Annotated in this window: 9 protein-coding genes; 5 read left to right on the top strand and 4 right to left on the bottom strand. The window is 66.0% G+C overall.

Features of this window, described 5'->3' with window-relative positions; all coding sequences use genetic code 11:
• Nucleotides 1-113: 113 nt before the first annotated feature.
• Together F3N42_RS03965 and F3N42_RS03970 are read left to right on the top strand one after the other, a co-directional pair.
• On the top strand, nt 114-2,993 hold the full coding sequence (locus F3N42_RS03965) for a TonB-dependent receptor (RefSeq protein WP_191621222.1): 2,880 nt from the start codon (nt 114-116) through the stop codon (nt 2,991-2,993).
• Nucleotides 2,994-3,063: 70 nt separating this feature from the next.
• Nucleotides 3,064-4,560 (top strand): tryptophan halogenase family protein, encoded by a 1,497-nt coding sequence (locus F3N42_RS03970; protein WP_150863075.1) that lies wholly within the window; start codon nt 3,064-3,066, stop codon nt 4,558-4,560.
• Nucleotides 4,561-4,585: 25 nt separating this feature from the next.
• Here the strand turns inward: F3N42_RS03970 and F3N42_RS03975 are convergent, their stop codons facing one another.
• The gene (locus F3N42_RS03975; protein ID WP_150863076.1) at nt 4,586-6,472 is read right to left on the bottom strand and encodes a glycoside hydrolase family 13 protein; all 1,887 of its coding nucleotides are present in this window, start codon (nt 6,470-6,472) and stop codon (nt 4,586-4,588) included.
• A 135-nt stretch (nt 6,473-6,607) separates the two neighbouring features.
• On the opposite strand from F3N42_RS03975, the gene F3N42_RS03980 reads away from it, so the two are divergent.
• Genes F3N42_RS03980 through malQ form a run of 3 tightly spaced genes read left to right on the top strand, consistent with a single transcriptional unit; the run spans nt 6,608 to nt 11,744 of the window.
• On the top strand, nt 6,608-8,665 hold the full coding sequence (locus F3N42_RS03980; RefSeq protein ID WP_224784677.1) for a glycoside hydrolase family 97 protein: 2,058 nt from the start codon (nt 6,608-6,610) through the stop codon (nt 8,663-8,665).
• The gene (locus F3N42_RS03985; protein ID WP_224784679.1) at nt 8,662-10,197 is read left to right on the top strand and encodes an MFS transporter; all 1,536 of its coding nucleotides are present in this window, start codon (nt 8,662-8,664) and stop codon (nt 10,195-10,197) included. The genes F3N42_RS03980 and F3N42_RS03985 overlap by 4 nt, the downstream gene beginning before the upstream one ends.
• Complete coding sequence (gene malQ / locus F3N42_RS03990) at nt 10,194-11,744, top strand: 4-alpha-glucanotransferase (RefSeq protein ID WP_150863078.1); 1,551 nt, start codon at nt 10,194-10,196, stop codon at nt 11,742-11,744. The genes F3N42_RS03985 and malQ overlap by 4 nt, the downstream gene beginning before the upstream one ends.
• On the opposite strand, the gene F3N42_RS03995 is transcribed toward malQ, so the two are convergent.
• The 3 genes from F3N42_RS03995 to F3N42_RS04005 are packed head-to-tail and all read right to left on the bottom strand — an operon-like array spanning nt 11,741 to nt 15,180.
• Nucleotides 11,741-12,850 (bottom strand): trans-sulfuration enzyme family protein, encoded by a 1,110-nt coding sequence (locus F3N42_RS03995; RefSeq protein WP_150863079.1) that lies wholly within the window; start codon nt 12,848-12,850, stop codon nt 11,741-11,743. The two genes, malQ and F3N42_RS03995, sit on opposite strands and share 4 nt — an antisense overlap.
• Nucleotides 12,847-13,905, bottom strand: coding sequence for a hypothetical protein (locus tag F3N42_RS04000; RefSeq protein ID WP_150863080.1), 1,059 nt, complete (start codon nt 13,903-13,905; stop codon nt 12,847-12,849). Before F3N42_RS04000 ends, F3N42_RS03995 begins: the two co-directional genes overlap by 4 nt.
• A gap of 3 nt (nt 13,906-13,908) precedes the next feature.
• Entirely contained in the window at nt 13,909-15,180 is a 1,272-nt protein-coding gene (locus F3N42_RS04005) for a metal-dependent hydrolase family protein (protein ID WP_150863081.1), read from the bottom strand.
• Between the last annotated feature and the right edge of the window lie 104 nt (nt 15,181-15,284).

Below are 15,284 nucleotides of genomic sequence, written 5' to 3' on the forward strand. Positions count from 1 at the left end.
CCTGATCTGAATACGTTTGCAAGTTCTTGTTCCCCCGAATGGGCCGGGCGTATGGTTTCGCCACAGTGCAGATTCCAAGGCACACGGCTCATTCAATTCGATCGGGGATCCACATGAAAACAAGCACCAGACGTTTCCGCCGCAAGGACCTGGCGGCCTCCATCTCTCTGCTCCTGGCGTCGATGCCGCAGGCCTTCGCGCAGGAGGAGGCGGAAGACGCCACCGATGACCAGCCCCTGCTGGAGGAAGTCGTCGTCACCGGCATCTACCGCGCCAGCCTGATCAACCAGATCGACACCAAGCGCGAGAGCACGACGATTGTCGACGCGATCTCGGCCGAGGACATCGGCAAACTGCCCGACTCCAGCATCGCCGAATCGCTGGCCCGCCTGCCGGGTGTGTCCGGTGAGCGCCGCAACGGCCGCGTGTCCGGCATCTCGGTGAGGGGCTTCAAGGAAGACTATGTCGGCACCACGCTGAACGGCCGCGAACTGCTGGGCATGGGTGACAACCGCGGCGTGGAGTACGACCTGTACCCATCCGAGATCGTCAGCGGCATGGTGGTCTACAAAACCCCGGACGCGACGCAGATGGTCCAGGGCATCGGCGGTATCGTCGACATCCGCACCAACCGACCGCTGGACTCCGATGGCTACTTCGCCATCAATGGCACCTACGAGCAGAACGACCTGGAATCCGGCAACCCGGACTTCGATGACAACGGCCACCGCCTGGCGCTGAGCTTCTCCGACACCTTCGCCGACGGCACCTTCGGCGTGTCCTTCGCCGCGGCAACCACGGAATCACCCAGCCAGGAACTGCAGATGCGCGGCTGGGGTTACCCGACGGCCAACCCGGCCAATGCCGGCCCGAACGTCAGCCTGACCGGCAGCGAGACCATCCTGGGCGGCCACGACTCCTTTGTCCGCTCGGCCATGCTGGAGCGCGACACGATCTCCGGCGTGCTGCAGTGGGCGCCGAATGACAACCTGACCATGACCCTGGACGCGGTCTACATCGACTTCCTCGAAGACAAGGTCTTCCGTGGCATCGAGGAAGGCGGCGCGGAATGGGGCACGGGCGGCTACACCGTCACCGGTGTCGACAATGGTTTCGTCACCTCGGGCACCATCGATGCCGGCTTCCTGTCGGTGATCCGTAACGACGCCGAGCGCAAGGACGCCGAGCTGAGCACCGTCGGCCTGAACGTGGAATGGGACCTGAGTGATGACCTGCGGGTGGAGTTCGATGCCGCGGTCAGCGATGTCGAGAAAACCATCACCAACATCGAGAGCTACTCGGGCGTCGGCCGTGCCGGCCTGATGACCCAGGGCGACCCGACCGCGCGCAGCTGGACCATGACGCCAACCGGCGTCATCTACAGCCCGCACCCGACCATTCCGATGGTCGACCTGACCGACTGGGACCTGATCCGCCTGGCGGGCCCGCAGGCCTGGGGTGGCGCCATGGCACCGATCCAGCAGTTTGCCGAACAGACCCTGCCGGACGGCTCCGTGATTGGCCCGCCGAACGCGCAGGACGGCTTCGTCAACGAGCCGTCATTCGACGAGGACCTGACCACGGTGCGGCTGGACGTGGTGCGCGACCTGGACTGGAACGGCTTCACCGAGATCACCGTGGGCGCCAACTACTCCGACCGCTCCAAGACCAAGGACAACCGCGGCTTCTACCTGACCGCGCCCAGCTGGCCCTATGACGAGCCGATTCCGGAGCAGTACCGTGTGGGTATCACGTCGATGGATTTCATCGGCATCCCTGGCGTGGTCGCTTACGACGGCCTGGGCCTGTACAACGACGGCTACTACATCGCCTCTGACGCGCAGCAACTGGAAACTTCGCGCCTGGGTGACAGCTACACGGTCAACGAGACACAGTGGAACCTGTTCGCCAAGCTCGATTTCGAGTGGCAGTTTGGCCCCGGCTCACTATTCGGCAACGTCGGCGTGCAGTACATCGATGTCGACCAGAATTCGCAGGGTTTTGGCACCTTCACCGGGCCGGACCTGTATGTACAGAAGAACCCCATCGAAGATGGCGCGTCCTACCACGACTACCTGCCCAGCCTGAACCTGAACTACGACTTCGGCAACGGCCACATGTTGCGCTTCGCGGCGTCGAAAACGGTCAGCCGGCCGCGCATGGACGACATGCGCTCGAACCAGCAGGTCTCATTCAGCTTCAACCTGTCGAGCATCAACACCACCGACCCGCAGAACAGCGCCTGGTCGGGCAGCGCCGGCAATGCACGCCTGCGGCCGCTGGAAGCCAACCAGCTGGACCTGGCCTGGGACTGGTATTTCGCCGAAGACGGCATCTTCTCCGCCGCGGCGTTCTACAAGGACCTGGTGAACTGGCATCGCGCCGGCACCACCATCGTCGACTTCAGCCAGTTCTACATCCCGGGTTACCACCAGGTGGTCGATACCGACGGCGTGGTCTACACACCGGCGACGTTTGAGGGCCTGCTGAGCTTCCGCGAGGACGGCCTGACCGGCGACGTTCAGGGCCTGGAACTGCAGACCATCTTCCCGTTCCGCATCCTCTGGGACGGCCTGGACGGCTTCGGTGCGATCCTCACCGCCACCTTTATCGACGGCGAGCTGGATGACGGCAGCATGGTCCCGGGTCTGTCCGAGGAAAACTACTCGGCCACGCTGTTTTACGAGCGCGGCGGCTTTGACGTCCGAGTCGCGGTCACCGATCGCAGCGAGTACGCCACCGAGACCCGCGGCACCAGCCTGGCGCTGACGCCGACGGTCGACCAGGGCGCGACCTTGGTCGATGCGCAGGTGCGCTACGACTTCGGCCTGGCCGGGCACCAGGGCTGGCTGGGTGGCCTGTCGCTGGCGCTGCAGGGCCAGAACCTGACCGATGAGGACACCGTGCAGACCAACGATGATTCACGGGAAGTCACCCTTTACCAGACCTTCGGCGCCAACTACCTGCTGACCGCCATCTACAAGTTCTGGTAACTCAAGGCGTCTCCAGGCTGAGCCCTGCTAGCATGTCTGGCAGGGCTCTTTTTTATCGGCAGGACTAACCATGAGCAAACGCATCCAGAAGGTGATCATCCTGGGCGGCGGCACGGCGGGCTGGATGTCCGCGGCGCTGCTGCGACGGGTGCTGCCGGACACCATCGATATCGAGCTGGTTGAATCCGAGCAGATCGGCATCGTCGGTGTCGGCGAGGCGACCATCCCGCCCATCCAGAACGTCAACACCGTGCTGGGGCTGGACGAGCCCGAGTTCCTGCGTGCAACCCGCGCCACGCTGAAACTGGCCATCCGGTTCGACGACTGGCGTGTTCCCGGGGAAGGCTACTTTCATACCTTTGGCGCACCCGGGCGCAGCCAGGCCTTCTGCCATTTCCATCACTTCTGGAACCGCGCCCGCCTGGCCGGCCACGACAGCAATCTGTGGGACTACGACCTGAACTACCTGATGTGCCAGGCCGGGCGCTTCGCAAAATTGAAGGCCGACGACCCGATGTGGGAGGTGAAGTACGCCTACCACTTCGACGCGGGGCTCTACGGCCAATACCTGCGGCGCTACAGCGAGGCGCGCGGCGTGGTGCGTACCGAGGGGCGCGTCGCCGAGGTCGCCATGCACCCGCAGACCGGGCACGTCGAGGCGCTGGTGCTGGATGACGGCCGCCGTGTTGCCGGCAACTTTTTCGTCGACTGCTCCGGACAGCGCGGCGTGTTGATCCAGGGCGCCCTGGGCGTGGGCTTTGACGACTGGAGCCACTGGCTGCCCTGCGACCGCGCCATGGCGGTGCCTTCACAGGCGGCCGAGGCCAGCACGCCGTACACGCGCGCCACGGCGCACGATGGCGGCTGGCAGTGGCGCATTCCACTTCAGCATCGCAACGGCAATGGACTGGTCTACAGCAGCCGCCACCTGGACGACGAGCAAGCGGCGGAGTTGCTGCTGGCTAACCTGGACACGCCGGCCATCAGCGACCCGCGGCCACTTCGCTTCCGCACCGGCCGCGCGCGCAGCCAGTGGCACCGCAACGTGCTGGCCGTGGGGCTGGCCAGCGGTTTCCTGGAGCCGCTGGAATCCACCAGCATTCACCTGATCCAGTCCGCCGTGGTGCGCCTGCTGCACCGTTTCCCGCACGACGGCATCCATGCCGAGGCCGTAAACGAGTACAACCGCCAGTCGCGGCGCGAGTACGAGCAGATCCGCGACTTCATCATCCTGCACTACCACCTGAACGAGCGTGACGGCGATTTCTGGCGCGACCTGCGGCACATGTCGGTGCCGGAACGGCTGACTAGGAAGATCGAACTGTTCCGCGCCAACGGCAGCCTGTTCCAGGACGACATGGATATCTTCCTGGAGCCTTCGTGGTTACAGGTGATGCTGGGCCAGGGCGTGGTCCCGGGCGACTACCACCCGATTGCCGACGGCCTGGACGAGGCGCAGCTGCTGGAAAAACTGACCAGCATGCGCCGACTCAAGGGCGAGCCGGTGGCGAAGATGCCGCCGCATGACGAGTTCCTGAAAATGTACGGGGCGCTGGCCGGGGATTGAACGCACCCCGGCGTGCCGCCCCCGGTTAACGCCGCAGCGGCAGCACCAGCGCCGCGCGTGGTGGCAGCGTGATCGCCTCGCCCAGGGCATAGCGCGTGCCCGTGACCACGTCATTGGCGTGGCTGAAGCCGGACAGCCTCTCGGCAAAGCGCGCCAGCGGCAGCTCGACCGCTTCGTCGTTACCACTGAGCACCACCATCACACTGTCTTCCTCATCGTGGCGGAACCAGGCATAGACTTCGTTCTGCGGCATGAAGTGGGTCATTTTTCCGTTGTGGACGACCGTGGCATCGCGGCGCCAGTTCAGCAGTGTACGCAGATAGTCCTGCGCGGCCTTCTGCGCTTCCGCCAGGCCTTGTCCGCTGACCGCGTCGACGGTATCGCCGGGCCAGCCGCCCGGGAAATCGCTGCGGATCACACCGTGCGAGTCATCGCCCGGGTGCGACATCATGATCTCCGTGCCGTAGTAGACCTGCGGCGTGCCGCGCGTGGTCAGCAGCCAGGTCATGGCCTGGCGGAACAGCGCCGGGTCGTCGCCCAGCTGGGTGGCGATGCGCGACATGTCGTGGTTGTCGGCGAAGGTCACCAGGGCGTGCGGGTCGGGGTAGACGAAATCATTGGCGATGGCGCGGTACAGGCCCATCATGCCGCCGGGCCGCGGGTCTCCGGGAACGCCGCTGGGGCCAGAGGTCAGCGCGTGCGCCATGGCGGCCTGGGTGGGGAAATCCATCAGGCTGGGCAGCCAGGACACGTAGCCGTCATGGTTGACCTGCCCTCGCTGCCAGTAGGCGACGATGGACGGATTGATGGACCACTCCTCGCCGACCACGTTGAAACCCGGGTATTCCAGCATCACGCGCCGGGTCCACTCGGTCATGTAGTGCTTGTCCGGGTACGGATAGGTATCCATGCGGATACCGGCCAGCCCCAGGGTCTCGATCCACCACAGCGCGTTCTGGGTCAGGTAGTCGGCCAGCAGCGGGTTGCGCTGGTTCAGGTCCGGCATGGTGTCGACGAACCAGCCATCGTTGAACGCGTCGCGGTCGGCCTGGGCGGCATTCGGGTCGAGGTCGGCAATCCGCTCATGCGAGGTGATGGCGCGCTGCCGCGGCTGGTTCAGCCAGTCATCCGAGGGCAGCGCCTGCATCCACGGGTGGCCCGAACCAATATGGTTGACGATCATGTCCATGATCACGCCGATGCCGCGCTCGCGGGCAGCCGCCACCAGCGCGCGGTAATCCTCGTTGCTGCCGTAACGCGGGTCGACGTTGTAGAAATCCGTGGTCGAGTAACCGTGGTACGAGTACTCCGGCATGCGGTTTTCCAGCAGCGGGTTCAGCCAGACGGCGGTGAACCCCATGTCGCCAATGTAGTCGAGCCGTTCCGCCAGGCCCTGGATGTCACCGCCATGGCGGCCGCCGGGGTTGGCCCGGTCGACGGCATCACCCCAGCCGGGCAGGTTGTCGTTGCCGGTGTCGCCGTTGGCGAAGCGGTCGGGCGTGACCAGGTAGATCGCGTCTTTCGGGCCGAAACCGGCGGTGTAAGCCGGGTCCGGATTTTTTTCCTGCAACGTATAGGGCTGCAGGATGACCCGGTTGCCGTCCTCGAAGACCAGGTTGAACTCGCCCGCCTGGGCGCCCTCACCGATGTCCAGGTAGACAAACAGGTAATCCGGGTGCTCGGCCGTTTCTGTGCGGAGCACGGTCACGCCCGGCGCGTCCACGCTGACGTCGAATCGCGATATCTGCTGGCCGTGGACCATCAACTGCAATTCGGTTTCGATAAAGCCGGTCCACCAGTTCGGCGGGTCGACCCGCAGCGCCGGGGCGGTGTCAGCGAGCGTGGAAACCGGGGCGATTGCCACACCCATGAAAACGGCGCATACGCACGCCAGGCGATTGATTCTGTTCATGCCTCCGGATTCTAGGGGACACCCGCCGGAGACCGTTACATCTGCAAACGTATTCAACCTTACGGCCCGTGGAATCGGCCGTCACGGTGCATTAGCGTTGGCACATCACGACAATCACAACCATCAAGGCTCACCGTGACTCTGAAAACCTGGACCCTGCCGCTGGCGCTGCTGGCCGCGACCCTGACCGCCGCCCCCGCGGGCGCCGACGAACCCGCCGTTCCGGCCCGCGTGACCTCGCCGGACGGACGCAACACGCTGATCCTGGAGATCGACACGTACGGCGCGCCCCGCTACAGCGTCGCGCGCAGTGACGAGACCGTGATCGCACCGTCCCGGCTGGGCATGCGCTTCGCCGCCCACCCGGAGTTTCACGAAGACATGACGGTGACATCCGTGGACACCGCCAGCGCCGATTCAGAGTGGGAACAGCCCTGGGGTGAGCGCCGGGTGGTCCGCGACCACTACAACGAGATGGCGGTCACGCTGCAGAACGCCGACGGCGCGCGCTATGTCCTGCGCGTGCGCGCCTTCGACGACGGCATCGGCTTCCGCTACGAAATTCCCGAACAGCCCGGTTACGACGAACTGGTCATCGTCGACGAACTGACCGAGTTCGCACTGGACCGCGAAGGCACGGCGTGGTGGATTCCCGGGCGCCGCTACAACCGCTACGAGTACGTCTACAACACCACGGCGGTCAACGACGTGATGATGGCGCACACACCGATGACGGTGCGCACCCCGGGCGGCACCCACGTCAGCCTGCACGAGGCCGCGCTGGTGGATTACGCCGGCTATGTGCTGGACCAGCGCCGCGAAGGCGTTTTCCAGGCCAACCTGACGCCATGGTCCGACGGTACCCGCGTGAAGACCCGCGCGCCGTTCCACACGCCCTGGCGCACCATCCAGCTGGCCGACAACGCCGCCGGCCTGCTGGACTCAACCATGATCCTGAACCTGAACGAGCCCAATGCGCTGGGCGACGTCTCCTGGGTCGAGCCCGGCAAGTACATCGGTATCTGGTGGGCCATGCATATCAACGCGCGCACCTGGGGTAGCGGGCCGAAGCACGGCGCGACCACGGAAGAAACCAAGCGCTACATGGATTTTGCCGCCGAGCACGGCTTCGACGGCGTGCTGGTGGAAGGCTGGAACATCGGCTGGGACGGCGACTGGTACCACAACGGCGACGTGTTCAGCTTCACCGAGCCCTACCCGGACTTCGACATCGAGGCCGTCACGGCCTATGGCGCCGAGCGCGGCGTGCGGCTGATCGGCCATCACGAGACCTCCGGCAACGTCAGCAACTACGCCAACCAGATGCAGGATGCCTACGACCTGTACCAGCGCCTGGGCGTGACCCAGGTGAAAACCGGTTACGTGGCCGACGCCGGCCAGCTGAAACGCGTCGACGACAACGGCCTGGCGCATTACGAATGGCACGACGGCCAGTTTGCCGTGGGCGAGTACCTGCGCTCGGTCACCGAGGCGGCCGAACGCGGGATCAGCATCAACACCCATGAGCCGGTCAAGGACACCGGCCTGCGCCGCACTTACCCCAACTGGATCTCGCGCGAAGGCGCGCGCGGCATGGAGTTCAACGCCTGGGGCACGCCGCCGAACCCGCCTGAGCACACGGCCATCCTGCCATTCACGCGGATGCTGGCCGGGCCGATGGACTTCACCCCGGGCGTGTTCGACCTGATGCCCAATGGCGAAGACGCGGAGAACCGCGTGGAAACCACGCTGGCCAAGCAACTGGCGCTGTACGTGGTGCTCTACAGCCCCATCCAGATGGCCGCCGACCTGCCGGAAAACTATGCCAAGCACCCGCAGGCCTTCCAGTTCATCCTCGACGTGCCCACCGACTGGGAGCAGAGTGTCGGCGTGGCCGGCGAAGTCGGTGACTACGTGGCCATCGCCCGCCAGGCGCGTGGCGGTGACGACTGGTACCTGGGCGCGCTCACCGACGAGCAGGCCCGCACCGTGCCCGTGCCACTGGACTTCCTTGAGCCGGGGCGCACGTATACCGCGCAGATCTACCGCGACGGCGATGACGCCCACTGGGACAGCAACCCCTACCCTGTCGATGTCAGCGAACGGGACGTCACCGCCGGTGACACGCTCGAACTGGTGCTGGCGGCCGGTGGCGGCACTGCCATTCGCTTCAAGGCCGGCGACGGCGAATGAGCTCGGCCACGGCCATGAGTGACCGCAAGCCGGCGCTGTCGTTCTGGCAGATCTGGAACATGTGTTTCGGCTTCCTGGGCATCCAGTTTGGTTTTGCCCTGCAGAACGCCAACGTCAGCCGGATCTTCCAGACCCTGGGCGCCGACATCGATGCGCTGCCCATCCTCTGGGTCGCGGCGCCCATCACCGGCCTGCTGGTGCAGCCCATCGTCGGCTACTACAGCGACCGCACCTGGAACCGCCTGGGCCGGCGGCGGCCCTACTTCCTGGCCGGCGCGATCCTGGCGTCGCTGGCACTGCTGGCCATGCCGCACTCACCGTGGCTGTGGTTCGCCGCGGGCATGCTGTGGATCCTGGACGCCAGCATCAATATCTCCATGGAGCCGTTCCGGGCGTTTGTCGGTGACAACCTGCCGCGGCGCCAGCGGACGAAGGGCTTTGCGCTGCAGAGTTTCTTCATCGGCACCGGCGCCGTGGTGGCGTCCGCCCTGCCCTGGCTGCTGGCCAATGTCGTCGGCATGGACAACACCGCCGCCCCGGGCGTGATTCCGGACACCGTGAAGTGGGCGTTCTACCTGGGCGGCGTGGCCTTCCTGGGCGCGGTCACCTGGACCGTGGTCCGCTCCCGGGAATACGCCCCGGAGCAACTCGAAGCCTGGGAGGCCGCTTCCACCGCGCGTGCCGCGGTGCCGGCCACACCGCCCAGGCCGCCGGCCCGGTTCCGCAACGGCGGCCTGGCCTGGTGTGTGGCGGGTGGTGCATTGCTGGCATGGATCATGCTCGCGGGGCTGGACAAGCAGCTGTTCATCCTGGCCGCCGGCGCCATCGCCTTCGGCCTGTTGCAACTGTACTGCAGCTCGAAGGCGGCCCGCGGGCAGACGTCGGGCGGTCTGTACCAGGTCACCGCCGACCTGTTCGCCATGCCACGGGTAATGCGACAACTGGCCGTGGTGCAGTTTTTCTCCTGGTTCGGCCTGTTCGCCATGTGGATCTACTGCACTTCCGCGGTGACCGGCCACCACTACGGTGCCACCGACCCCGCCAGCGCCGCCTACAACGAGGGCGCCAACTGGGTCGGCGTGCTGTTCGCCGCCTACAACGGTTTCGCCGCGCTGGCGGCCATCGTGATCCCGTGGACAGCCAGGCGCATGGGCTGCCGCCGCGCTCACCTGCTTAACCTGCTGCTGGGCGGCGCCGGACTGGTCGCGTTCATCTTCGTCCGAGACCCGGCCTGGCTTATCGTGCCGATGATCGGCGTCGGTTTCGCCTGGGCGTCGATACTGTCGCTGCCCTATGCCCTGCTGTCCGGGGTCCTGCCGGCCACCAAGATGGGCGTCTACATGGGCCTGTTCAACTTCTTTATCGTCATTCCGCAGATCGTTGCCGCCTCGCTGCTGGGGCTGCTGCTGCGCGTGCTGTTCGAAGGCCAGCCGATCTACGGCCTGGTGCTGGGTGGCGTGCTGATGGCCATCGCCGGCGTGGCGACCCTGCGCGTTGATGCCAGCGCGGAGCCGTCGGAGCAACCGCAATGAACGGGCCTTCGACCCACGCGGCCCGACCCTTCCTGGCCGGACGGCGACTGGCCGGCATCGGCATGCACCTGACCTCATTGCCGGGTGAGCATGGCATCGGCGACATGGGTGATTGCGCCCGGGCGTTCATCGACCAGCTCGTGGCCATGAACATCGGCGTCTGGCAGTACCTGCCGCTGGGGCCCACGGCCTATGGTGACTCGCCCTACCAGCCGCTTTCGGCGTTCGCCGGCAACGCCAACCTGGTGGGGCTGCAGCCTCTGGTCGTGGACGGCCTGTTGCAAGCCGACCAGCTCGAGCCGCTGCGCTCATTGGCCACCGATTACGTCGACTACGGCCGACTGATCCCGATGAAGCGGGCCCTGCTGGGCCAGGCGGCTGAAGCCTTCGACCGCACCGCGACCAGCGCCATGAAAGCCGAGTACGATGACTTCCAGCACGAAGCCGGACCGCGCTGGCTGGACGATTACGCACTGTTCCGTGTGCTCAAGACCGCGCATGGTGAGCGGCCCTGGCCGGAGTGGGCGCCCGGGTTCGCGCGCCGGCGACCGGCCGACCTCGCCAATGCGCGCGACCGCCACCGCCGGGCCATCGAGCAGACCCGCATTACGCAGTTCCTGTTTCACCGCCAGTGGCGCGCCCTGAAAACCTACGCCGCTGATCGCGGCGTCTGCCTGTTCGGCGACATGCCCATCTACATCGCGCTGGACAGCGCCGATGCCTGGGCCCAGGGCGAATTGCTGAAGATCGACGCCGCCGGACGGCCTTCGCACGTGGCCGGCGTACCACCCGACTATTTCAGCGAAGACGGCCAGCTCTGGGGCAACCCGCTGTACGACTGGGGCCACCACCGCGACACCGGCTACGCCTGGTGGGTGGAGCGCCTGCGCCATGCCGCGGAACAGAATGACCTGGTCCGCATCGACCATTTCCGCGGTTTCGAGGCCTTCTGGTCGGTGCCGTTTGGCGCCACCACCGCGCGCGCCGGCGAGTGGCTACCGGGGCCTGGTGACGCGCTGTTCGAGGCAGTTGAACGCGCCCTGGGCAAGCTGCGCATCGTCGCCGAGGACCTGGGCGTGATCACTCCGGAAGTCGATGCTCTGCGCGAGCGCCACGGCATCCCCGGCATGGTGGTACTGCAGTTCGAAGTGGGCGAAGCCGGGTTCGATGCCGGCAAGATCGCCGAGAACGCGGTGTGCTACACCGGCACCCACGACAATGACACCACGCTGGGCTGGTTCCGCGGCACGGGTGACGACACCCGCAGCGCGCAGGACATCGCCCTGCACCGCCAGCGCGCGCTGGCCGTGACCGGTGGCCAGCCGGAGACCATCCACCTGGACATGCTGCAACTGGCGCTGTCCAGCCCGGCCGCCATCGCCCTCGCGCCGATGCAGGACCTGCTGGGACTGGGCTCGGAAGCCCGCCTCAACCGGCCGGGAACAACCCAGGACAACTGGCGCTGGCGCATGCGCCCGGGAGCGGTCACGCCGGCCCTGGTCGAGCAGGTCGGCGCGATGGTCAGCGCCGCATCGCGGGCAAGCTAAGTCGTGGACAACGCCTGGGCCAGGTCGGCACACAGGTCATCGGCGTCTTCGATACCGACACTCAGGCGGATCAACCCTGGCGGCAGGTGCCCTTGCCCGGCATGCACGCCGCGTCGTTCGAGTGTCGATTCCACCGACCCCAGGCTGGTGGCGTGGTGGATCAACCGAACGGACTCGCACAGGCGGTCGGCCGCGGTCGCATCGGCCAGTACGAAACTGACGATGGCGCCGTAACCATCGAGCTGGCGCCGCGCCAGTTCGTGCTGGGGGTGTGACTCGAGCCCCGGGTAGCGCGTGTCGACCACGTCCGGGTGGCCCTCAAGAAACGCGGCGATACGGGCGGCATTGGCCTGCGCGCGTTCGAGCCGGACCGCGAGCGTGCGCATGCCGCGCAAGGACAGCCAGGCCTCCAGCGTGCCGGGGGTGGCGCCATTGCACTGGCGCGCGGCGAAGAGCCGGCCATACAGCTCGTCATCGCCTACGGCGACCACGCCGGCCAGCAGGTCGGAGTGACCACCCAGGTATTTCGTCGCCGAATGCAGGCTGATATCCGCGCCGCGCTCCAGTGGTCTCTGATTGAGCGGCGTCGCAAAGGTATTGTCGACCGCCAGCAGCGCCCCTTGCCGGCGCGGCACTGCCGCGATGGCGTCCAGGTCGGCCAGGATGAGCTGCGGGTTGGATGGCGTTTCCAGCCAAAGGAGATCTGCTTCCCCGGCCGCCGCTACCCAGGCGGGGGTGTCTTCGGTGGGCAACCGCGTCACCCGCCAACGCGCTTTCTGTTCGCCTTCGAGCGCGAGCCGGACGACGCCCTGGTAACAGTCATCCGGCAGCACGACCCGGCCGCCAGCCGGCACCTGTTCAAACACCGCCGCCACGGCCGCCATGCCACTGGAGAACGAGATCGCACGGCCATGCTCCAGGGCGCCGACGGCGTCCTCGAACGCGGCCCAGGTGGCGGTGCCGTCTTCACGGGAGTACACCGGCTCATCACCCAGTATGAAATTGCTGGCCGGCACCAGCGGCGCGTTCAGCGCCTGGCCCCGGTCGCGGGGCCGGCCGGCACTGACCACGAGTGACGACGGCTTCAGCTTGCCCGCGCCGCTCATTGCGCCGGGATCGTCAGCACCGGCGCCACGTCGGGGCCGGAGTGGTCGGTGAGCGTGACCAGGAACATCATCAGCGTGAACACCCGCTTCGAGGACAGGTCGTCATGATCGATCCAGTACCAGTCGCCGCCATAGCGGACACTGGCATAGGCCTCGTCCGGCCGGCTCGAGCCGACATTGACGTGAAACGGCGCCTGGTCAAGCTGCACCCCCTGGAACCCGGGCACCGCACGGGAGGCTTTGTCGGCCGGCACCTCGACGAAGCGGGACATGCCCATCAAGACCTGCAGGATGGAGCGGGTCTGGATGGCCAGCACATCATCGCCGATCCGGTACGGTGAGTACTGCACCACGTACTCATGGCGCGCTTCATCCAGGCCCAGCAGCTCGCGCGCGCGGCGGTGCTCATCGCGCACAAACTCGCTTTCGTTCTCGTCATTGAAGAAGAAAATCAGGTTGCGCCCGGTGTCTTTTTCGGCACGGATCTCGAAGCCGATGCCGCCACTGGCCTGCAGCTCGGTCAGGCGCCGGGTGAACTCCTTGAACGCCGGCTCCACCGTCCGGGCGCCATTAGTGGAGTAGTTCTTGACGCCATTGACGGACTCGACGCCCCAGGTGAAGAGCAGTTCTGCGTTGTAGCCGACGGCCACCAGCGACAGCAGCGCGTCCGGGGCAATGGGTTCCAGCAGGCTGCGCAGGAACACGGTGCCTGTCTTGGGTGTGTAGGTGATGGTCGGGCGGTCGGTATAGCGGCCGGTTGCGCCCAGCGCCTGGGTGTCGCCTCCACCCAGCGCGTTGCCAAAGCCCAACCCACCGTTAACCGTGGTTTCCAGCGAGTAACCGTTGACGATCTGGCCCACATCCACGAACACCGGCATGTCGACATACCGCAGCTTGACCAGGTTGGCCAGCATCTGGTTCTTCCAGCTCTGGGCGACACTGAAGCCGTAATCGACCTGGTCCTGCTGGACCGTTTTCGGCCCCAGGCTGCCACAGCCAGACAGGGTCACGACCGCCGACGTCAGTACAGCTAACCACCAGGGATTGCGCTTCATGGTCTATTCGTCCTTGTAAACAACGCCGCCCTTCATGACGAAGCCGACCCGTTCGAGTTCGGTAATATCGTCCAGCGGATCGCCGTCAACGGCAATGATATCGGCGTGGAAGCCCGGTGCGACCTGCCCCAGCGACCCGGTTTCGCCCAGCAACGCCGCCGCTGTCACCGTGGCCGACTGGATGGCCTCCATCGGCGCCATGCCACCGGCCACCATCAGCGCGAACTCGCGCGCGTTTTCGCCATGCGGTGACACGCCGGAATCGGTGCCGAAGATGATCGGCACGCCGTTGCTATAGGCGCGCTCAAACATACCCTGCATGACCGGCCCGATGGCCTCGGCCTTGGGCCTGACGATCTCCGGCAACCAGCCGGGCTCCTGGGCCTTGCGACCGACGAAATCGCCGGCCAGCAGGGTCGGCACCAGGTAGGTGCCGTTGGCCTTCATCAGGTCCATGATCTCGTCGTCCATGTAGGTGCCGTGCTCGATGGTCCTGACACCGGCCTCGACCGCGCGGCGCATGCCTTCCTCGCCATGGGCGTGGGCGGCCACATGCATGCCGTAGTCCGTTGCCGTTTCAACGATCGCGGCCACTTCCTCGGTGGTGAACTGCGGGTTCTGGCCGCTCTTGGCCAGGCTGAGCACGCCACCCGTCGCCGTGATCTTGATGAAGTCAGCGCCATCCTTGTAACGCTGCCGAACGGCACGCCGGGCCTCGTCGGGACTGTTGATCACACCTTCACGCGGCCCCGGGTTACCGGCCAGGTCGGCGCGATAGCCATTGGTGGGGTCGGCATGGCCGCCGGTGGTGCCAATGCCCTTGCCCGCGGTCCAGATTCGTGGGCCAACGGCGGTGCCGGCGTTAATGGCCTTTCGCAGCGCGATGGTCACGTTGTATGCGTCACCGGGGTTGCGCACCGAGGTGAACCCCGCCATCAGGGTCTTGCGCGCGTAGTCCGCCGCGGTGAGCGCGTAGTCGGCCTCGTTCTGGGTGAAGCGCTTCAGGTAGCCCCCGGGCGACAGTTCGCCGTCCAGGTGCACGTGCATGTCCATCAAACCCGGCAGGCAGGTACCCAGTCGGTAGACCTGGTCATTTTCACCGGCCTCGCCAAAGTCGCCGACGGCCTGGACCCGGCCGTTTTCGACGGAGACCTGGCGATTGTCGTGCACACGGCCATTCGACGGGTCAATCAGTTTTTCGCACTGCAGCAGGGTTGCCGCGTGCGCGGTCGACGCCAGAAACAGGCACGGGATAAGGCGGACGAGCACAGGCATTTTCAGGTTCCTTTTCTGCATGGCCAAGGGTGTTGCGGCCATCATACTGCGGAATCCGGCGCGAACAAGAAAAAGGCCGGGGCTGTGTGGCCCCGGCCTTGATT

It is taken from the genome of Marinihelvus fidelis (assembly GCF_008725655.1).
Taxonomy (GTDB): domain Bacteria; phylum Pseudomonadota; class Gammaproteobacteria; order Xanthomonadales; family SZUA-36; genus Marinihelvus; species Marinihelvus fidelis.